20 protein-coding genes and 1 pseudogene are annotated in these 18273 nt (G+C 63.4%); 12 read left to right on the top strand and 9 right to left on the bottom strand.

What is annotated here, in order from left to right; translation table 11 throughout:
• Positions 1–35 precede the first annotated feature (35 nt).
• Both MKK65_RS26390 and MKK65_RS26385 read left to right on the top strand, forming a co-directional pair.
• Positions 36–1799: a hypothetical protein gene (locus MKK65_RS26390; RefSeq protein ID WP_243961059.1), complete on the top strand. Its 1764-nt coding sequence runs from the start codon at positions 36–38 to the stop codon at positions 1797–1799.
• Positions 1800–1887: 88 nt separating this feature from the next.
• Positions 1888–2289 (top strand): hypothetical protein, encoded by a 402-nt coding sequence (locus MKK65_RS26385; RefSeq protein WP_243961058.1) that lies wholly within the window; start codon positions 1888–1890, stop codon positions 2287–2289.
• 20 nt (positions 2290–2309) lie between these two features.
• Here MKK65_RS26385 and MKK65_RS26380 read toward each other — a convergent pair whose 3' ends face one another.
• From MKK65_RS26380 to MKK65_RS26370, 3 genes are all read right to left on the bottom strand, one after another.
• Positions 2310–2618 (bottom strand): hypothetical protein, encoded by a 309-nt coding sequence (locus tag MKK65_RS26380; protein ID WP_243961057.1) that lies wholly within the window; start codon positions 2616–2618, stop codon positions 2310–2312.
• Positions 2619–3245: 627 nt separating this feature from the next.
• Positions 3246–3500 (bottom strand): hypothetical protein, encoded by a 255-nt coding sequence (locus tag MKK65_RS26375; RefSeq protein ID WP_243961056.1) that lies wholly within the window; start codon positions 3498–3500, stop codon positions 3246–3248.
• Between the two features lie 776 nt (positions 3501–4276).
• Positions 4277–4573, bottom strand: a complete 297-nt coding sequence (locus MKK65_RS26370; protein ID WP_243961055.1) for an integration host factor subunit beta — start codon at positions 4571–4573, stop codon at positions 4277–4279.
• Between the two features lie 361 nt (positions 4574–4934).
• Between MKK65_RS26370 and MKK65_RS26365 the strand changes: the two genes are divergently transcribed.
• On the top strand, positions 4935–5576 hold the full coding sequence (locus MKK65_RS26365) for a PAS domain-containing protein (protein ID WP_243961053.1): 642 nt from the start codon (positions 4935–4937) through the stop codon (positions 5574–5576).
• A gap of 62 nt (positions 5577–5638) precedes the next feature.
• Here MKK65_RS26365 and MKK65_RS26360 read toward each other — a convergent pair whose 3' ends face one another.
• Entirely contained in the window at positions 5639–5905 is a 267-nt protein-coding gene (locus MKK65_RS26360) for a hypothetical protein (RefSeq protein ID WP_243961051.1), read from the bottom strand.
• A 308-nt stretch (positions 5906–6213) separates the two neighbouring features.
• On the opposite strand from MKK65_RS26360, the gene MKK65_RS26355 reads away from it, so the two are divergent.
• The 4 genes from MKK65_RS26355 (at position 6214) to MKK65_RS26340 (ending at position 9075) form a co-directional block, all read left to right on the top strand.
• Positions 6214–6975 carry a hypothetical protein gene (locus tag MKK65_RS26355; protein ID WP_243961049.1) on the top strand — a complete coding sequence of 254 codons (762 nt, stop codon included), beginning with the start codon at positions 6214–6216 and terminating at the stop codon, positions 6973–6975.
• Between the two features lie 137 nt (positions 6976–7112).
• Positions 7113–7856: a hypothetical protein gene (locus tag MKK65_RS26350; protein WP_243961047.1), complete on the top strand. Its 744-nt coding sequence runs from the start codon at positions 7113–7115 to the stop codon at positions 7854–7856.
• 41 nt (positions 7857–7897) lie between these two features.
• On the top strand, positions 7898–8650 hold the full coding sequence (locus MKK65_RS26345) for a hypothetical protein (RefSeq protein WP_243961046.1): 753 nt from the start codon (positions 7898–7900) through the stop codon (positions 8648–8650).
• Positions 8647–9075, top strand: a complete 429-nt coding sequence (locus MKK65_RS26340; protein WP_243961044.1) for a hypothetical protein — start codon at positions 8647–8649, stop codon at positions 9073–9075. Before MKK65_RS26345 ends, MKK65_RS26340 begins: the two co-directional genes overlap by 4 nt.
• 187 nt (positions 9076–9262) lie before the next feature.
• On the opposite strand, the gene MKK65_RS26335 is transcribed toward MKK65_RS26340, so the two are convergent.
• Both MKK65_RS26335 and MKK65_RS26330 read right to left on the bottom strand, forming a co-directional pair.
• The gene (locus MKK65_RS26335; RefSeq protein WP_243961043.1) at positions 9263–11473 is read right to left on the bottom strand and encodes a putative bifunctional diguanylate cyclase/phosphodiesterase; all 2211 of its coding nucleotides are present in this window, start codon (positions 11471–11473) and stop codon (positions 9263–9265) included.
• Between the two features lie 240 nt (positions 11474–11713).
• Positions 11714–13261: a sensor domain-containing diguanylate cyclase gene (locus tag MKK65_RS26330; protein ID WP_243961042.1), complete on the bottom strand. Its 1548-nt coding sequence runs from the start codon at positions 13259–13261 to the stop codon at positions 11714–11716.
• A 516-nt stretch (positions 13262–13777) separates the two neighbouring features.
• Here MKK65_RS26330 and MKK65_RS26325 point away from each other — a divergent pair.
• A complete protein-coding gene (locus MKK65_RS26325; protein WP_243961040.1) occupies positions 13778–14098 on the top strand; it encodes a hypothetical protein in 321 nt (106 codons plus the stop codon).
• Positions 14099–14175: 77 nt separating this feature from the next.
• Positions 14176–14814: a glutathione S-transferase family protein gene (locus MKK65_RS26320; RefSeq protein ID WP_243961039.1), complete on the top strand. Its 639-nt coding sequence runs from the start codon at positions 14176–14178 to the stop codon at positions 14812–14814.
• Positions 14815–15244: 430 nt separating this feature from the next.
• On the opposite strand, the gene MKK65_RS26315 is transcribed toward MKK65_RS26320, so the two are convergent.
• Together MKK65_RS26315 and MKK65_RS26310 are read right to left on the bottom strand one after the other, a co-directional pair.
• Entirely contained in the window at positions 15245–15493 is a 249-nt protein-coding gene (locus MKK65_RS26315; RefSeq protein WP_243961038.1) for a hypothetical protein, read from the bottom strand.
• A gap of 76 nt (positions 15494–15569) precedes the next feature.
• Positions 15570–15758, bottom strand: a complete 189-nt coding sequence (locus MKK65_RS26310; protein WP_243961037.1) for a hypothetical protein — start codon at positions 15756–15758, stop codon at positions 15570–15572.
• A gap of 138 nt (positions 15759–15896) precedes the next feature.
• Here MKK65_RS26310 and MKK65_RS26305 point away from each other — a divergent pair, with 138 nt between their 5' ends.
• Both MKK65_RS26305 and MKK65_RS26300 read left to right on the top strand, forming a co-directional pair.
• Positions 15897–16364, top strand: a complete 468-nt coding sequence (locus MKK65_RS26305; protein WP_243961036.1) for a DUF3597 domain-containing protein — start codon at positions 15897–15899, stop codon at positions 16362–16364.
• Positions 16365–16554: 190 nt separating this feature from the next.
• Positions 16555–17142: a hypothetical protein gene (locus tag MKK65_RS26300; protein WP_243961035.1), complete on the top strand. Its 588-nt coding sequence runs from the start codon at positions 16555–16557 to the stop codon at positions 17140–17142.
• A 21-nt stretch (positions 17143–17163) separates the two neighbouring features.
• On the opposite strand, the gene MKK65_RS26295 is transcribed toward MKK65_RS26300, so the two are convergent.
• On the bottom strand, positions 17164–17589 hold the full coding sequence (locus MKK65_RS26295) for a hypothetical protein (RefSeq protein ID WP_243961034.1): 426 nt from the start codon (positions 17587–17589) through the stop codon (positions 17164–17166).
• A 297-nt stretch (positions 17590–17886) separates the two neighbouring features.
• Between MKK65_RS26295 and MKK65_RS26290 the strand changes: the two are divergent.
• A pseudogene (locus MKK65_RS26290) lies at positions 17887–18273 on the top strand (porin family protein); the annotation flags it as partial.

Genomic DNA, 18273 nt, shown 5'->3' with positions numbered 1-18273 from the left:
CGCGCCTCCCATCATTCTGTGCCTGGAGGCTGCCCGTGTCCCCTCTCAAGCTGTCCAATCCATTCCGCCGCGGCGCCGACCGCCCGACCCCTAAGAAGCGCGCTGCCGATTTGAAGGTCGGCCTCAGCCATCACGTCGGCAATGCCCGGTCCGTGGCTGAGCCGGACAGGGCTCCGGTAGAAGGTGGCGATGATGCCGAACTGCTGCGGCTCGGCCACCAGTTCGAGGCCGCCCGCAAGCGTGAGACTGCAGCCTGCGAAGCCTGCAATGCGGCTGAGCGGGAAGCAGACCGGCACATGCCCGAGCGCCCCGCCTGCCTGATCTACCGCGCCTCTGACGCCCGGCTGAGTGTTCACCAGAACTGGATGATGCCCGAGGCACTACAGGGACGTGAGGTTCGCAGTTCGGACATTGAGTGGCTGCGCCGCAAGATGCCGATGACGCACGAGATCCTGCGCCCGATCCACCTGGGCGAGCGCTCCCACATCGACCACCCGGGCCGCCGGTTCGACATCGTGCTCCACCCCGAGGCGCAGGCCCGCGCCGAGGAGATCATGGCGGCCTGGGATGGCTGGTGCGCGGCCAAGGCGACGGTTGGGATGCAACATGACCAGTCCGAGCTTGATGCGGAGGCTGAAGCAGCCGGCGATGCCACGAGCGCCATCGCTCACCGTATCGCTGAACTGCCGGCGCGAACCGCGGCCGGGTTCCGGGTAAAAATCCGGGCGCTGGCCCACTACAACGTCAGCTTTTTCCGAAACACTTTACCGGAGCTGCCTGACCCAGATCAGGCCCTGTCGCATTCGCTCTGGCTCGACGTGCAGGGAGAGGAGCGGCCTGCATCCGAACCCGTGGACTGGCACAACCCGCCGCCCGGCTTCATGGCCTCGCCCGCCATCAAGCCATTCGGCTTCGCCCGGATCCCGGACGCCATCGGTCTCGAACTCGACCGCCTGCACGGCATCGCCGTCGCGGAATTCAAGCGCCGTGGCGGTCCCGAGAAGAGCGAAGCGGAGCAGTCCGCCCTACGCCGGGAACTGCACCTCGACGAACTCAACTACGTACCGCCGCGCGAGAATGGAGAGATGCCCAAGCCGGCGATCGACACGTTGTCCGGCCAGATCCTGGCCCTGTGGCCGGCATGGGCGGCGCATACCGGCGACGACGGCACCGATGAACAGACAGCCGCCTACGAGGCGATGCAGCAGCGCCGGTTCGCCCTGCTTCACGCGGCTGACGCCCTGCCAGCCACGCCCGACAGCATCCAGCCCAAGGCGCTGGCCCTCGCCTGGCTGCACTACGTCGACGAGTGGCGGCAGGGGCAGAAGCGCGACGACTACTCCACCGATGCACGCCTCGCGATCGACATCCACATGGCGGCGTTGGCACAGCCTGGGCAGACGCCGCTCACGGTCATCCGCCAGGAACCCGACCTCGTTGGCATGCTCGACTTCACCTCCGCGAGCATGGAGGACCTGCGGGCGGTCCACGACGTGGCCGATCTGGTTGGGAGCGTCGCCTACGCCACCACATGGCAAGGCCGCTGCAAGATGCGCGGATATGGCGATGAGGCCAACGCTGCTGGCAAGCTGATGCAGTGGCTCGGCGACGCGCTGACTGACGTGGAGACGGCTACCAGTGCCGAGGCTGCTCGCCGGCTCCCTGGCAACAGCTCCGACCGCGGGCGGCGCCTCTCGATATGGGCAGCCAGTGTCATCGACAACGATGACCCGAAAAGCATCGAAGCTTTTGCCTGGGAACTCTTGGCTCACGCCGAGGCCGAGCGGGCAGGGCGCTGACAGGTGCCCGCCACCCCTCCCGTAGCCGTGCGTACCGCCCCGGCCGGATCCCGCCGGGCTCCCCCTCCACACCCCGAGACCTGACACCATGGGCGACGTGCTCACTTTCACCCCGCGTCCGAAACCGGCCGCTCCGGAGATCCCGGAGCCGCTGGCCGGACCAGCCCTCCGCGCCAGCCTGGAGGAGGCCGCACAGGTCGCCCTCGACGCCGCTGACCGCATCATCGCTGTGCTCGACCGCATGGACGGGGACACGGACCTAGAGGACGGTGCCGATGCCGAGCCATCTTTGGCGGCGCCTGAGAACCACACCGGTAGCCAGGTCACGTGGTTGCGCGGGAACGACCAGGACCGCGAGGCCGGGGCGCCCGAGACGGTGCTCCCAGAGGTGGCGACGGTAATCGAGGTGGAGCCCCTGCGCTGGGGCGGGCGCGGGAACGTCCTCGCGGCGGCCGGCGCTTACCTGTTTGACCTAATGGAGCGCGCCTGATGCCCCGGGCTGATCGGCTGTTAGAAGCCGCCCCCACCCGGAAAGCGCTCACGCTCTCGCTGCCAGTCCCGCATCATGTCACGCAGCCGCTCCTCCTCGGGCGTCAGCGGCCGGGCGAACAGCCAGTTCCACAGTGCCATGCAGCCCATACCGACGAAAAGGACGCCCATAAAAAGGCCTATCCAACGGCCGTCACCGGACACCCATGGCGCGTCCAACTTCAACAGTTGCCATCCGCAGTAGAACGCGAGGCCGCCGCCAAGCGGGATCGCGATCAGGCTCCACACGACCCATTGGCGAAGCTTATGGTCGTTCTTAAGGTTTTGCATGGGCGGGGACCTCCGCGCTCATCGCACCAACGTCTGCTCGGTGATGAAGTCTCCCATCGCCCCAGCCTTCGTCGGCGTCTCGACCTGACGGAACATGCCTGACCGTAGCCCTGTCAGGTCCCAAACCGGATGCTGGCGCGCTCTCGCGCGTCATCCTCAGCCGCCGGGATCCCCATCAGAACCCGTGCAGGATGGGTATGTACGATCCGAACGTTCTTCGGCGTCCAACCGCACCCTATGCAAACAGCGTAGGTCCACCGCCCCCAAAGATTTGAGTTGTGTCTATCGACAGATTTTTGTCTTTCCCTTGCCTTCGCGATAAGTTGCTTGGTTTCTTCGGCCTTTTCGTCACTAGTTATGTCAGAATTATTTGCAGGATTGTCCCTTCTAGGTTGTGCATGTTGCGCCACTGCCGGCGACGCAAAACCGATAAAGCTAATCAAGATTAGTATTGAAGTGTGCATTAGATGCTCCAAAAGTCTCGCGAGCACCCCCCTGTTACGGCATTGACGGGATCGAGCTTCTATAAGTTTCAGAGGCAGCAAAAATAATTATGGACATGAATTTTAGAAACCGATGCGCCGTGGCGTATAGGTGAAAAGAGCGAGCATAAGCCTGATAATACCCCTACTCCCGAGGCGGTTTCGGCTCCGGCTTCGCAGTTCGCGTGAGGCTCTGGATCCCCCGCGGAGGACGGCCAGCCTTCTCAGCGATCTCGGCCTCCTGCTGCTCGATGAGATCGCGAGCTGGTTGATCGCCATCCAGGCCGCCGAGGATTTCCATCGGCACGCGCCGGTTCGAGGCGCGGCTGCCATCCTCGAAGACGACGTCGAACAGGACGGTGCCGCGGTCTTGCGGGAGCTGTCGTGCGTGCTTGGCCATGCCGGGGCTGATACCCGCTCAGACCAAGGTCGACCAGTCGCTACGGTGTCAGGTGACAACCCATGCGAAGGGTAACAGGCAGAGCAGGAATAGCCCGGATGTAACGAGCACAGCCATGACCTCACGGTGCTCAATGATCGCGGCGCGGGGGACCGTCAGCATGGGGAGGGACCAGGATCGATGTTCGACCCAGCCACTGTGCCGGTCCAAGCTTGACGGATCGAGGGCACACAGTACCGGGGTCAGAACTAAAGTCGGCCTGTCACGTACTGGCCACAGGGACCTCGGTCACGCCGTGCGGGCGCCCTAGCCCACGAGTCGTTCGGCTTCATCTCGCCACGCATCCCGCGCGGCCTGCGCTTCTACAAGCTCGGAGCGCAGCGCGCTGACGCAGGCGCGTAGGTCTCACATTCCAATAACGCTCTCGACGAGCAGATCCTGTGCGGACGCGAGTTGGCGTTAAAGCTCAGCGTTCTCTATCGCCAGAGCCGCGATCACGGCCGGATGGTCGATCTCACACGCTACGAGCATCGGGCGCGCCGATCGCGCCAGCCGCTGCGGCGCTTAGTGCGATAGCAACCACCACGAGGAAGCCAGCTGTCATCATAGGGCAGGTCCTTTGATTTCCGCCACCGAAACCCAAGGGTTCTTAATAGATCATTAACCTTGGCCATTAGGCCGACGATCTCGGATCCATTGTTGGACATGGGCTGTAGGGCCCGTCGACCTGCCGCGGAAACTGCACAACAGGAGGCGAGCCGAAGCCGCTCGGCCTCCTATTCCGGATTGATCTTAGCGTGATTGAGTTGCGCCCGCATCGCCTTGCCAGGCTTGAAGTGGATGGCGGTCCTGGCCTCGACCTGCACCGCCTGACCGGTCCGCGGGTTGCGAGCGGCGCGGGCTTCGCGATGCCTGACCTCGAACGCCCCGAAGCCACGCAGCTCGACCCGGTCGCCGTCCGCCAGCGCCTGGGAGATGCGGTTGAAGATCGCCTTCACCAGCGCATCGATCTCGTGTTCGTAGAGGTGCGGGTTCTGCGCCGTGATGCGGGCGACGAGCTCGGATCGGATCATGGCTGCGGCGTGCCAAGACACCGGCGTCGGGGCAAGTGCGGGCAGGCCCTATTCCTCACCTTTGAGCCTTACCGCCTGAGGCGTCTGGAGGAACCTCAGGCTCAGCCGTGTAGAAGTCCCCAACCGGCCTGCCCAGGGCGTCGCCGAGACGCTTCAACATCCGCAGCTTGCCCTCGCGCTCACGTGCTTGAGCAATTTTGTCCGCTGAGGGGAGGCGGATGTCTCGGCCGTTGCCCTTGTCACGTTCGGCCATCCTAAACCAACCACCTTTCTGAACGTGCGATTGTATACCGCAGTTGCACTTCGACGGAAAGTTGTGTTGCAAGCCGACACCGAGATTGCAAATAGGGTTGGATGACGCATGCCGCGTCGGTCATCGAACAGCATTCTGTCGTCGGCTTCGTTGCCGCTGACCACCCTCAGCATCGGTTTGTGGGAGGAGGATGTCAGCACAGATCGCATCCGCGGCGATGCGGTCATGGGGCAGATGTACGGTCTGACCGATGCGGAGGTCGCCGAGGGTATCTCACGATCGCATCTCTTCTCGATCTTCCACCCGGATGAGGTTTCTCGCGACCCCGAACTTCGCCGAAGCGTGCGTGAGCAAGGCGGGCTGTTCGTGTGGGAGCACCGCATCATGCCAGCGCCTGGCATCGTGCGCTGGGTCTTAGTGCGCGGACATTATGAGCGAGGCCCGGACGGACGGATGCGTGGGCGGGGGATCGTCATCGACGTGACCGACACGCGGGCTGACGGTCATGTCGACGGACCATCGCGTTATCTGGCGGCATGCGAGACGCTGGGCTCGCCCGCAGAGACCATGGCCGACGGCGCACTGAAGCTTTGGGATCTGATGCACCAGCTCGACGACGACAGCGCTGCCCGTCTCCGTCCGTCTCTGAAAGCACTGCTATTCGAACTCGGCCGCCAGATCGCGGCGGCGCTGCCGGACGGCCAGGTGGCCGCAGCATCAAGGCCATTTCGCGATCCGAAGCTGCATTGAGCCCAAACCATCGCGGGTCGTATATGTGCCGATGCCGCAGCCGGGACTAAGCAGCCGATAATTTACGGCACAGTCGGATGTGCCGCCATGACGGCCGCAGCGATCGCATTCCGGAACGTCTTCTCCTGCGGACCGGCTCGGTTCGCGACCTCCGCGGGGCTGACCGTCGAGGCTACGAGCGCGGCGACGTCAAGGCTGTAGCCACTGGCAAAGCGGTAGGGCCCGGTGGTGGGATCCCGCATGTACAGGTCGATCGCCGCAACGATCTCGTGGCTGCTGATGCGACCGGACCTGCGCAGGTCGGCGACGGTCGAGAGTCTGCCGTGCATGGTCTCGCTGATCATTCCCTGACGTTGACTTAACCGTACCGTCCAGCCGACATGGACCGTTCCGGCCGGACCCGCCTCGGCGAGTCGAGAGCCGGCAATTCAGGAGACCATCGCCGCGAGATAGACCCTGAAAAGCCAACAGCCCCTTCCCGGCAAGGAAGAGGCTGCTGAAAACCGAGGGCCTGTGAGGCCGGCGTGACTGCCCCTCACAAGCCATGAGACCCCCCGGGGTGTCAAGACGGAACTCGTTTCCGTCAACGGGAAGGCTTTGCCTGGACCCTGCCGCGGCCCGTGAGGGACCGGGATCGATGTTTCACGCCACCATGCGGTCGGCGATCGAGGGCGCGCGGACTCTGGCGCAGCTCGATGACCTGTCGCGCAAGGTCTGGCAGGCCCACGCCGCCGAGACCGTCACCGATGCCGAAGCCCAGGGCTTGGCCGAGGCGCTGCATGCCCACAGGGCTGCGATACGGGAGGCCGTGGCGCCCGTCGGCATTCCGCTCGGCCGTGTGACGCTGTTCCCGGCCAAGCGCCTCCAGCGGGCTCCTGAGCGATCCGTGGCTATCGAGCGCCGCCGCCGGTTAGCCTGCTCTGGCCCGATGCCGCCCGCACTCGGATCCCGGTTCACCACCGGGCAGCTCGCAGTCCTGCGCATTGTCGGCGACGAAGTCGCCAGGAACGGCGCCTGCGGGCTGTGCATCGACGCCATCGCGGCACGGGCGGGCGTCTGCCGGCGGCTGGCGCAGGCCGCGATCCGTCTGGCCGAGGGGGACGGGCTGCTGACCATTCAGGAGCGGCGTCACCAGGGCCGGAAGTCGGACCCGAACGTGATTCGCATCATCTCGCGGGAATGGCTCCAGTGGCTGCGACGTGGAGGGCGATCCGCGGCACCGGCGCTTTGGGGCAGCATAGGGTGCAAACCGATTCACCCCACGGATAGGGGAGATCCACAGAAGCAGATTGTGGACACGGAATCGAAGAAGGGCTGCCGGAGGGCAGCGGGCGACTTCAATCAATCAGGCCAGCCGAGAATCCGGGCGGGTGGTGGAGCGGGCAGAGCCATGCGGTGAGGGTCTGCTGGCGTTCGGCAGAGCGGATGGCGATGGTGAGATATCCGGCAAGGATTCAGCCCTATGGTCGAGCTTGTCCCTGATCGCGCACCACCTTACGCATGCGATCGATGGGACAGAGCGCGGGCCGGACTGCCATGCCTGATGATATCTGGGAGGCGAACACCATCCGCCTAACCCTCTTCCCCGTGGAGCCGATTCCTCCAAGTTTCGATGCTTGGCGGACGCTGTTTGATGCTGAGCCCGACACAGAAGAAACGCGGGCGAAAGAAGGGTTCAAGCGCCAAGCTGGTGAGTACGGAAGCGGCGCGGCTGAAGTTCAGTATACACCCGCGCGGCTCGACGTAATTATCATACCGCCGCCAGCAGAAATAAACCCAGCGCAGCCGGTGCTGCCCAATATTACATTCGGCCCAATAGTTGAACGACTTAGAGAATTTGAGAATTTGACGCCAGAATGGTTGATGAATCTGCCATTCAGAATTAACAGAATGGCAATCAGCGGCAATGCCATGATCGAAAAGGACACAATACAAGAAACATATGAGGTATTGAAAGAATATATCAAATCGGTCGACGTAAAACCAGCGACCATGCGTGAGCTTCTTTATCGAATCAACTGGCAAAGACCTGCTACGCTTGTAGAATATTATAACAACATTCAGTTCTGGTCATCGATAGTATTTCAAGGCCAGTCTGTAGTGAATGATCAAATGCCTCCCGTCACCATGCAACGGAAGTTTTTGGCTCAGTTACAGTTCGATGTGAACACCCCAGAAGACCGGGCCCGCCGCTTGGAGGCGAGCGAACTTAGCCCCATTTTCGGTGAAATGCTCGCGCTGGTGAGGGAAGCCCTCACCGACGGCGAGCGGCCTCTTTGACGCCTAGCCCCCGCCCGATCGATCAACTAGACGGTGTCACCATGTACGCCGAACACCTGCTGGACCGTGAGCTATCGGGCCTCTCGCTGCCGTTCGGAATGCGTGGACGCGCTCTCTCGGCGGAGACTGCATTCGCAGACAACGACCATGCATCGCGGTTGCGGCTCGGCGGCGTAGGGAGCCTCACCGCAGGCACGATCAATCGGCCGCGCTCGACCCATGGCGCCCCAACAGGCTGGGAGTTATTCCAGCGTACCTTGCGAGGCAGCACCGGCTCTTTGCCGCCCCGAGCGTTTGAACAGTTCGCGTCGGGCTTCTCGCCGCTCGTGCAAGCTTTCGAGATTTGGCAAGCTGCTACTACCGCCTTCACGCCGGCAAGCAGAAGGACACTTGATCGGTTTCGCGACATGCTGAACGTGCTTTGCACCTCCGTCGACGATAATCATTTCCGCGCTCTGCATAAGCAGCTCACCGCTCTCCTTGATGACGAGCAAGAGTTGGCCGATGCCTCTGTGCGTCCTTCCATGGCTTCCTTTGCTGGTCTGATACAATTCTTGCAGCGGAACAAAGGGCTGAAGCATCCAGGGTTGTCACTCGATCAACAGGGTCGCTTCGTTGCGGTTTGGCAGCCACGTAACCGGGCTAAAATCTCGATCACGTTCAAGGGGCTGACGAGCGCGAACTGGATTGCCATCGATCGCTCGGGGCCGGAAGCTATGCGCGGCTCAGGTGCGGTCTCTATGATGGCGGCCGGCACCATTGACGAGCGTTTTTGCGGGTGGCTGCTTCCTTGAAGGGAGACCGCATTCCCTCAAAGCATCATGTCGGCCGGCACTGCACCCCCAGCAGACTTCTGATCCATGAGGAAACGGGCCTGATCACCGGCATAGATCCAAGCGCGTTCCGAGCTGATAGCGACGGCATTTCAGTGAACTGGCTAGAGTACCATGAAGGTGCTGAAACTGGCTCGTTCGCCGACATGTGCGGACTGATGAAGGCAGCTCGGAAGGTGAAGCTGACAGACCGTGTCGCGGTGATGGCTGTCAAAGAAATCGAGGCCACACCGGGGGTAAACGGCGGCTCTCTGCACGTCGAGCACGACCCCTTGGATGGACAGCAGCTGAACCCGGGTCACAGCTTGATCAAAGGCGTAGGTCCCGACGACACCGACGTGCTGCACGAACTCAGCGTTCTGGTCGACGTTCGCGTCTTCGCCTGAAAGTCGATGCGCATACGGCCGATTTCGATGCGTCCTCGCCCGCGCAGTCGCGCCCCGTGCAGATCGCGACCGCCCAGGACATGCTTATGAAAACCGCGATCGATGCCGGGAACCTGCACGCGTTGATCGAGGTGGTTCAGGTCGAGCGCGATGCGTGGCGGGCCGAGGCCGAGTGCCTCAGGGGCGACTATGCGGCCCGGACCTGTCCCCCTTCAGCATAGAGCCGCGCCTCGCGCGGCGGTAACGGTCGGCTGAACAGAAAACCCTGAACCTCACCGCAACCCTCACGGCGCACCAGTTCGAGTTGCTCCATCGTCTCGACGCCTTCCGCCACGATACCCATGCCGAGCCGCTCGCCGATGCCCACCACCGCCCGCACGATCGCTGCCGCGTCCGAATGGGCAATGTCGCGGATGAAGGCGCGATCGATCTTTATCTTGTCGAAGGGGAAGCGGCGCAGATAGCTCAACGACGAATACCCCGTACCGAAGTCGTCGAGTGCGATGCGGACTCCGAGGGCGCGGAGCCGAAGCAACCGGTCCAGGACCTCGTCCGTGTCCTGTATCAGCACGCTCTCTGTCACCTCCAGCTTCAGCCGTGTTGCCGGCAGACCACTGACAGCCAGCGCCGTCATCACCGCGGCTTCGAGGCCCTCCTGTCGCAGCTGGACTGGGGAGACGTTGACACCGACGCGGACGTGGGGTGGCCAGTTCATGGCTTCGTGGCAGGCTTCCTGTAGTGCCCAGGTGCCGAGCGGCACGATCAGGCCATTCTCCTCGGCCAGCGGGATGAACTCGCCGGGCGAGATCTCGCCCCGCTCCGGATGACGCCAACGCATCAGCGCCTCGAAGCTCATCACCGCGCCGGTCGCAGCCTTCACCACTGGTTGGTAGACCAGTCGGAACTCGCCACGACGGAGCGCCTCCTTCATGTCGAGGCCGAGCTGGCCGCGCGTGGTGATGCGGGCGCCGGCATCAGGGCAGAACTCGCGATAGATGTTCCGGCCCGCCGCCTTGGCCTCGTACAGCGCGATGTCAGCCCGGTTGAACAGCTCGTCCGCACTGGCGTCCTGTGCCGATGCGATGGTGAAGCCGATGCTGACACCGACCTCGACTACGTGCCCGTCGAGGTCAATCGGCTCGCTCACAGCCGCGATCAGGTCGTCGGCGAGGCATGAGGCTGAGCATGGCTTGTCGAGGTAGGAGAGCACGATCGCGAACTCGTCGCCGCCGAGGCGGGCTACAGTGTCGTAGGGGCGCAGCACCGCCCGCATCCGCGCCGCTACGACTTGGAGCAGAGCGTCGCCCGCTGGATGACCGAAGCTGTCGTTGATGGCCTTGAAGCGATCCAGATCGCAAACCAGAACCGCGAATGAATTGGCAGTATGGGCAACACGCGCGATCGCTTGGTCGAGGCGGTCACGAAACAGGGTTCGATTGGGCAAGCCGGTGAGTGCATCGTGCAGGGCCATGTGCCGGACCTGCTCCTCGGCCTCCCGGCGGGCGGTGACATCACGTAGCGCCGCGACGTAGCCCACAGGATGCCCGGTCTGGGGATCCCGCGCTGATCGAACCGAAGCTTCGATCCAGACGTAATGACCTGCCTTGTGGCGATGGCGGCCACAGGCGACGAAGCGGCCATCGCTCTCCATCAGCACTTTCGCGCGGAGATCGGCGAATACATGAGCATCATCAGGGTGGCCGAACGCGGCCGGTGTCGTACCGATGAGCTCTTCCGGCTCGTAGCCGAGCACAGTGCGGACGGCGGGAGAGATGTACAGGCGACGCATGTCGAGATCACCCAGGACGATGACGTCGTTGGCATTCTCGGCGAGCAGTCGGTAGCGATGCTCACTCTCGCGCAGCGCGGCGTAGGCAGCCTCCGCGTGCTCGCGTGCGTGCTCCGCCTCGATCTGGGCGGCACGACCGCACAGCGTGGCTTCGATGAATTTGGCGAGGTCCAACAGACGATGCCGATCCGCTTCACCGAAGGCGTTGCGGGGCGCATCGTCGGCGATGCAGACGGTCGCCGTGTTGCTCCCACCGGCATGGGCGATCGGTACGCCGGCATAGAAGCGCAGGTACGGCGCCCCCGTGACAAGTGGGTTTCCGGCAAATCGCGGGTCCCGATGCGTATCGAGCACGATAAGCGGCTCATGAGGTGCACCGAGAACCGTCAGAGCGCAGAAGGCGATCGAACGCGATGTGGTTTGGACGTCGAGCCCCTCGCGTCCGAGAAAGAGCTGACACTCCGTGTCGAGGTGGGACACGAAGGCGTAGCGCACCCCGAACAGCGCCGCAGCCGTTCGACACATCGCATCGAGAGTTGGATCCCGCTCGTCGCTTCGCTGCAGAGCAGACAGATTGTGTTCGGGAAGCGGGGTTTCGAGGGGCGGCATGGCTCGCCAGTTTGAATGCCGGGTCGAGCAGATTTTATCTGTGAGGTTGTTAAAGTAGCATTATTCGCCATGCGACCAAGGCTGAACATGGCTTATGAACCGTATTGAGTTGTAACCTGTTGCCGCAAACCGGCATCAGACCTGATGGAGCTATTATAAATTTTTTCTATGGTCGAGTGCGAGCCTAGGGCTGCTCGGAGATCAAAAGTCGCAACCATCCCGGTTGGATAGCGCAGTATTCTACAATCCGTTGACGACCAGGAAGCCACGCTTCTGTGAACCAGCTGAGCTGTCCTGCAGCTTCGCACAGCGAGTCTGGTTCCGCCCTCCTGCCTTAGCCTCGTACAACGCCCCATCCGCGCGGCGGTAGAGGTCTGTCAGCTCGGTCACTTCCGCGCCATTCTGGACAGCCGCTGCGAGCCCGATGCTCACCGTAACTGCACCGGCACCGATGCCCGCGGAGCCAATCGACAGGGTCGAAACCTCGGCGTGGACCTTTTCGGCGATGCGCAGGGCTCCTGCCTGGTCGGTGTCCGGCAGGAGGATAGCGAACTCCTCGCCACCGACTCGGCCGACGAGATCGTGGGGACGATGGACGCTGGCTGAGAGGCAGCGCGCCAAGCCCTGGAGCACCTGATCTCCGACCTGGTGGCCATAGCGATCGTTGAAGCGCTTGAAGTGGTCTGCATCGACGATCAGCAGAGACAGCGGCTTACCCGAGCGCCTCGCGCCACCGGATGCCCGGGCGAACGCGTCGTCGAAGGCGCGACGGTTCGGCAGCCCGGTCAGGGCATCCGTCAGTGACAGCCTTTCGAGTTCAGCCTGCATGGCCTCGCGACGACGCAGCTCACGCCCGAACAGGAGCGACAGCGCGATGGTGAGGCCGCACAGTATCAGCACGATGACACCGATCGTGAGCGCCTTCACGCGCCAGTCAGCCTCGATCTCGTCCGTCGACAGGGCGACGTTCAGGATCAGTGGCAGGTCGCCGATACGTGTGAAGGTGTAGTGCCGCTCGATACCGTCCCGGGCGGAGGTCTCGACGAAGCTGCCGTTGTGCTGACGCAGGAAGCCTTTGAAGGTCGGGGCACCTGCGATGTTCACGCCGATATCGGCTTCCGAGTAGGGGTGACGCATGACGCGCGTGCCGTCGCGCAGGTACAGGTTGATGCCCCCATCCCGACCGAGGTCGATCTGACTGAACAGCCGCGTGAAGTAGGACAGTTTCAAGGTGCCAAGCACCACGCCACCGAAGCTGCCGTCAGGCTTGTTGATACGGCGACTGAACGCGAGCGTCCGGGTTCCTGTCAGGCGAGAGACCATCGGCTCGCCGATGTAGAGGCCGAGGTCGGCTTGAGCCTTGTGCGCCTGAAAATACGGGCGGTCGGCATTGTTGATCTTGCGAGCTGGTACCGCACTCGCATCAATGATGCTGTCGCCGTTCTCATCGAAGACGAGCATGACGCCCATGTCCTGGGCGGTGGCAGCGCGATCGAACAGGACGAGCTGGCGCAGCACGGGACTGATTTGATCAACGCCGGGAGCCTTCAAATTATCGACGACAGCGCGCAGCGAGAGATCGTACATCTCGATGTTACGAGCGATATCGCGCTCAAGAACCTGAACGAGGTTCTTGGAGGTCTGCTCAGACTTCTCCCACGCGTCCTGGCGTAAATCGAACAGCATCAATCCGGATGCAGCGAGCATCCCGATAGGTGCTAAAACGCCCAAGGCCATCCACGTCCGGGCGGAGCGCAGCGGACGAGCTAGCCGGGGGAGCGGGGGCATAGCGTACCTCGCCGGTATTCGCCTTTCGTCGATCGTTGGCATGCCAAGATTTAAGGGACCGTTGTCCTGTGTTGCACTAAACGCCCGCAGGAGGGGTCAGAATGGATCTTTTTTGCCATCCTCGCGGAACGCGGTAACGCCCTTCTCGATCCGCGGCTGACCCCTGACCCCGGTACTCCCCCGTTACTCCCTATCAGCGGCTGACACGGGCACGCAGAGCCCCTGTGGCCCCGCTCATGAATGATCGGGGCTTGTGCCTTGCCCTGTGCGCCTAATTTGGGCCGACGTCGGGCGCAGAGAGGCTGACGTCGGACTGTCGATCTCGATATGGGCCGGCAGGATGGGTAGACCCTCTGTCCTCATCGTCGAGCGATGGCTTGGGCGGCGGTGGCGCGATCCAGTCGTCGGAGGAGGGGCCGTGAAGCCGGAACAGGCCGCTGGCGCGACAGGTTGCTTGTGGAACCTCCCAACGCCAGCCGAGACAATCCAATGGTCCGCGTGTCTCCCTCCCTTAGCATGGCCGTCGCCGTGTTTGCCTGTATGGCGCTTACCGCACCCGCGCAGGCTCAAACCAAGCCCGGTGAGATCAAGGGCTTCGACGCGATGGGTGATAAGGGCCGAAGCGCACAGGACGGCTGGAGCCAAGCACCGGTGCCGCGAGAGGAGTCGGCTGCCAAAGATGCACCGAACCCCGGTGGCCACTCCACCGCAGAAAACAAGGATCGGCCGGTTCCGGCTGCGAACCCGTCCGGCGACTTCGCTCACGATCCTCAAGCCCCGTTGCCGAACCGCACGGCATCACCATCGGGCACCAATCCGGCGGAGCCTTCGAAGTAGCGCGTACAAATCGATCCAGGCCCGATGGGTCATTCGAGCCTCCGCGTACTACAGCCCTCCAAGGTGAGAGACAGCCGATGAAGTTCTACTGGGGACCGCACACCTGTGCGATCGGCATTCACATCCTGCTGGAGGAGATCGGCAGGCCCTACGAGAGCGTGAAGATGGACGTAGCCGGTGGCGCTACGCAGCAGGAGCCGTTCAAGTCGATCAATCCCAAGAGCAAGGTTCCGACCCTTGTGGGAGATGATGGGACGGTCATGACCGAGTACGGCGCCATCGCCACGTGGCTGGCCCGCACGAACCCCGACAAGGAATTGATCCCCACCGATCCCGACGCCGAGCGGCGGGGCATCGAGGTGATGGATTACGCGATCGGCACCCTGCACCTGCAAGGCTTCGGCCGGATCTTCAAGACGGCGAACTACGAGCCGCAGGACATGCTGCACCAGACGCTTAAGCTCGGCCAAGGCTCAGTGAAGGAGCAAGGTCGCGAGATCATCGATCAAGCGTTAGCTATCCTGGACCGTCAGATGGCGGACCGCGCCTACGTGGCGGGCGATGCCTTCACGATCGGCGACACCGCACTGTTCTACGCCGAGCGATGGGCGCCGCAGCAAGACATCCCGCTTCCTCCGAACCTCGCAGCCCATTTCGAACGGATGGCTGCACGGCCCGCGGTGGTTCGGGTGCGCCAGATCTGGAACGAGGTATGAGGCTGCTGCCTACGCCTAAGCTTTCAGACCGATCCCACCCCACTCTGACCATGGGGTGGGGGAACTTCCGATGGCACCGAGGCCGGGCCAATACGCAACCTGGCTCGGCGGGTGAGATGCAGCTGGTGGCTTAGCGGGCGCCTAAGCGACCTTGAAGATTAGGCCAGTCCGTCCGCGGCCGCCTTGTCCGTATCGTCTGATATGCGCTCGGCGTCCTTGACTGGGTCTTTGCTCTCGGGCTCGCTCCCGGTCGTCGGATCGGGGGTATCGCCCCCCCCTGATCGGCACGGTGGACGGCTGAACGCTCTCGCCCTCAGGCTTGTCGGGCTCGGCCATGCTGGCAGCCATCTCTATCGCCCGCGAAGGAAGAAAAACTAGAGCAGGATGAGGACGGGGATCGGCACCCCTAACAGCCAGAGCAAGCTACCTATCAGCATGGTGTCGTCGCCTTGTCTCGATGTCGATGACGTTCGTTGCGCCAGAGCGTGACCGCCACCCGCCGGGCCTCGTAGCTTCGCCGCAACGGCGTGCCGAGGCCGCCCTGTCCTTCTGGAGCGTACCCATAGATCAGCGCCCCGTCCGGCCCATAGGTCCGGCGCATCTCCTCACGCCAGAGCCGATCTGCGGACGCGAGGGCGGCTTCCGTGAGAGCCAAGCGGGTGGGATCCGGCAGGGTCATAAGCAACTCCGCGCGCATATAGCTCAACGCGGCGATCGAAGTGGAGGTCCGCATAGTTGGGCGCATTCCTTCGGGATCACTGACGCCGTGCCCGGTCCGCCTCCTCGGCTGCGACTGCCTCAACCGCTACAAGCACGTTCTCCAACTCGGCGACCGAGCGTATCGCGCTTCCAGCCGGCAGCCCGTCGTGCTCGGCCATCGCCAAGATAAGCGTGCGCTGGTGCGCCTTCAGGCGTTCGAGGAGGGTGTTGAGCTTATTGGGCATGGGCGGGCTGTAGCCACATAGCTTAAACCTCGACAAGCCAATTGCGTAGCTCCTCGTACCATCGCTGCGGAACGCTGCATCGCGCGGTTTGGTTACTGCGGCTTCCGGGCTAAGCCCGCGAATGACAAGGACGACGCTATGAGCCTGTTCGGATCCATCATCTCGAAGATCTTTGGCGGAGGCGCAGCAAGCGCTCAGGCCTCTGCGCCGCATGCGTCTGAGGCCCCAAGCGTATCGCCGGCCGCTACCGGAGGGGGTGGTGCTGGCAGTGGCTCCAGCGGCGCGGCCGCGCCTTCGATGAGTGGTGCGCCCTCGCCTACCAGTTCACCTGCGGGTTCTGCGGCGAGCGTCGACGTCGGTCAGGTCCTGAGCGATATGGCTGCTAAGAAGGGTGAGAACCTAAATTACAAGCAGTCGATTGTGGACCTCCTGAAGCTGCTCGACCTCGACAGCAGCCTTACGGCTCGGAAGCAGCTCGCGGACGAGCTGCACTACACCGGCGACAAGGAAGACTCAGCTACGATGAACGTCTGGCTGCACAAGCAGGTGGTGCAGAAGCTCGCCGAGAACGGCGGCAAGGTGCCCGCCGACATGCAGCACGCGTAAGGCGGTAGGCGTTGGGCGCCTTCGTTGAAGGGAGGCGCCCAGCACGTCCGCAACATGGTCAAACGCGAACAACTCGGTCACTTCAGGCTCGGCGGGAAGCTGCTGCGGATCCCGCGTGCCGCCGTAGACGAGGCCAAGCGGGCCATGATGGCGGAGCCGCGGCCGACACCAGCCAAGAAGAGGTGACCCTATGCCGAGGCGCCGCCCCGAAGATCCTGACGCACTCTCCCCCATTCGGGTCGAAGTCGTTCCTCGGCGCGGGCTGAACCGGGTCGAAGCTGCCCGCTACGTCGGGATCAGCACCACCACGTTCGACAAGCTCGTCCGCGAGGGGCAGATACCCCAGCCCTTCCAGATCGGCAGCCGCACCATCTGGGACCTCAGGAAGCTGGACGCCGCATTCGACGTACTGAGCGGGCCAGAGGAGGCCGACAGCTTCGCTGGGTGGGATGACAGGGACGAAGCGCTGCCAGAGCCTAAGAGCCGTCAGGCGGCGAAGCAGGCCGACATCGACGTGCATGCCACGGTGATCCAGGCCAGGAAGGATGCCCGCCGCAAGAGATCGCCACCGAGAATGTCAGAGGAGTATCCCGGCTACCACAGCCTCTACACGCCGGAGACGCTGGCCGCGGGATGGAAGTGTAGCGCGAACCTCATCCGCAACCTGATCCGGCGGGGCGAATTGGACGGGTCCAAGTACGGCAACAAGCTGATCCGGATCACGGCCGCCGCCGTCGTCGCCTACGAGAAGGCCAACATCGTTGGAGCAGAGCGGTGATGAGGCTGTAGCCACCAGTCTTCAGGCGTAGGGTCCGCCGAACAGGTCGCCTATCGCCTTCCGCCGGAACAGCGTGCGCCACCGACGCCTCTGATGCTCGGGGCGGTCGTGGATCATGTGGCAGCGCTGACAGAAGGCTGCGAGATTGGCATCTGCGTTGTTGGATGTGTCGTGATCCCGGTGGGCAGCAGCGAGGACGACATGGGTCCGACGGGCCCGACCGAGGATGTCGGTGCCGGACCTGATCCGGATCCGGCGCCCCCAGCCATCGCGCCAGCGGCTGGCCTCAGCGTCCCACCAACGCCCGTCCCCGAGATGATAGACCATCTGCCCGTGCGGTCGCCCGCAGCTCTCACACCGGCCCTGCGCCCTGCCGAAGCGGATTGCCATCGACAGCTCGCGCCAGTCGATCGGGTAGAAGAAGCGGTGCTCTGGCCGGATCGGCATGACGTGGTGAGGAGCCCGACGGGATACGCGACCTTGCCGCGAGATACATGGTCGGGCCTGTATCCTAATGGCAACAGGGCCTATAAACCCTGATGCACAATGCAACTAAGTCGTGGGTTTGTCGTTATTGCGCTTGGCCCGGTACATTTCAAAGCACTGATCTAGTCTAAACCGGGTTCATAAACGGTTTACTATGCTGTCTTCCATCATCGTCGGCCGGTGTGTCCGTAAAACTACAGCCAATTGCCCCATGGATCGGTAGCCTTACCGTCAGATAGAAATTCTGGACCCGACACGATGACCAAGCTCCTGGCCTCGCTGGCTGCCTTCACCGCGCTGACCGCTGCCGCTTCGGCCGCCGACCTGCCGCGCCGCGCCGCGCCGCCGCCCGTCTTCACCCCCGTGCCCGTGTTCACCTGGACCGGCGCCTACTTCGGTATCAACGCCGGCTAGGCCTTCGACGCCAGCAGCCGCTCGGACAGATCGGTCTTCGGCGTCCCCGCCGCCTTCGCCGCCGCCGTCACCACCGCCACCTTCCGCGACCGCAGCCAGGACGGCGTCTCCGGCGGCGCCCAGGTCGGCGACAACGACCAGCTGACCCCGGGCTCGGGCGTGGTCGGCGGCATCGAGGACGACGCTCAGTACCTCGACTTCGGCCGCAACCGGAACAACGCCTTCATCAGC

The sequence above is a fragment of the Methylobacterium sp. J-001 genome (assembly GCF_022829565.1).
Classification (GTDB): Bacteria; Pseudomonadota; Alphaproteobacteria; order Rhizobiales; family Beijerinckiaceae; genus Methylobacterium.
Note: the sequence above shows the minus strand (reverse complement) of the source record. Positions and strands in the feature narration are given on the sequence as shown.

Coding starts and splice junctions, on each gene's coding strand:
- MKK65_RS26385 (WP_243961058.1), top strand. CDS start 1,888: ATGGGCGACGTGCTCACTTTCACCCCGCGTCCGAAACCGGCCGCTCCG.
- MKK65_RS26380 (WP_243961057.1), bottom strand. CDS start 2,618: ATGCAAAACCTTAAGAACGACCATAAGCTTCGCCAATGGGTCGTGTGG.
- MKK65_RS26375 (WP_243961056.1), bottom strand. CDS start 3,500: ATGGCCAAGCACGCACGACAGCTCCCGCAAGACCGCGGCACCGTCCTG.
- MKK65_RS26370 (WP_243961055.1), bottom strand. CDS start 4,573: ATGATCCGATCCGAGCTCGTCGCCCGCATCACGGCGCAGAACCCGCAC.
- MKK65_RS26365 (WP_243961053.1), top strand. CDS start 4,935: ATGCCGCGTCGGTCATCGAACAGCATTCTGTCGTCGGCTTCGTTGCCG.
- MKK65_RS26360 (WP_243961051.1), bottom strand. CDS start 5,905: ATGCACGGCAGACTCTCGACCGTCGCCGACCTGCGCAGGTCCGGTCGC.
- MKK65_RS26355 (WP_243961049.1), top strand. CDS start 6,214: ATGTTTCACGCCACCATGCGGTCGGCGATCGAGGGCGCGCGGACTCTG.
- MKK65_RS26350 (WP_243961047.1), top strand. CDS start 7,113: ATGCCTGATGATATCTGGGAGGCGAACACCATCCGCCTAACCCTCTTC.
- MKK65_RS26345 (WP_243961046.1), top strand. CDS start 7,898: ATGTACGCCGAACACCTGCTGGACCGTGAGCTATCGGGCCTCTCGCTG.
- MKK65_RS26335 (WP_243961043.1), bottom strand. CDS start 11,473: ATGCCGCCCCTCGAAACCCCGCTTCCCGAACACAATCTGTCTGCTCTG.
- MKK65_RS26330 (WP_243961042.1), bottom strand. CDS start 13,261: ATGCCCCCGCTCCCCCGGCTAGCTCGTCCGCTGCGCTCCGCCCGGACG.
- MKK65_RS26325 (WP_243961040.1), top strand. CDS start 13,778: ATGGCCGTCGCCGTGTTTGCCTGTATGGCGCTTACCGCACCCGCGCAG.
- MKK65_RS26320 (WP_243961039.1), top strand. CDS start 14,176: ATGAAGTTCTACTGGGGACCGCACACCTGTGCGATCGGCATTCACATC.
- MKK65_RS26315 (WP_243961038.1), bottom strand. CDS start 15,493: ATGACCCTGCCGGATCCCACCCGCTTGGCTCTCACGGAAGCCGCCCTC.
- MKK65_RS26310 (WP_243961037.1), bottom strand. CDS start 15,758: ATGCCCAATAAGCTCAACACCCTCCTCGAACGCCTGAAGGCGCACCAG.
- MKK65_RS26305 (WP_243961036.1), top strand. CDS start 15,897: ATGAGCCTGTTCGGATCCATCATCTCGAAGATCTTTGGCGGAGGCGCA.
- MKK65_RS26300 (WP_243961035.1), top strand. CDS start 16,555: ATGCCGAGGCGCCGCCCCGAAGATCCTGACGCACTCTCCCCCATTCGG.
- MKK65_RS26295 (WP_243961034.1), bottom strand. CDS start 17,589: ATGCCGATCCGGCCAGAGCACCGCTTCTTCTACCCGATCGACTGGCGC.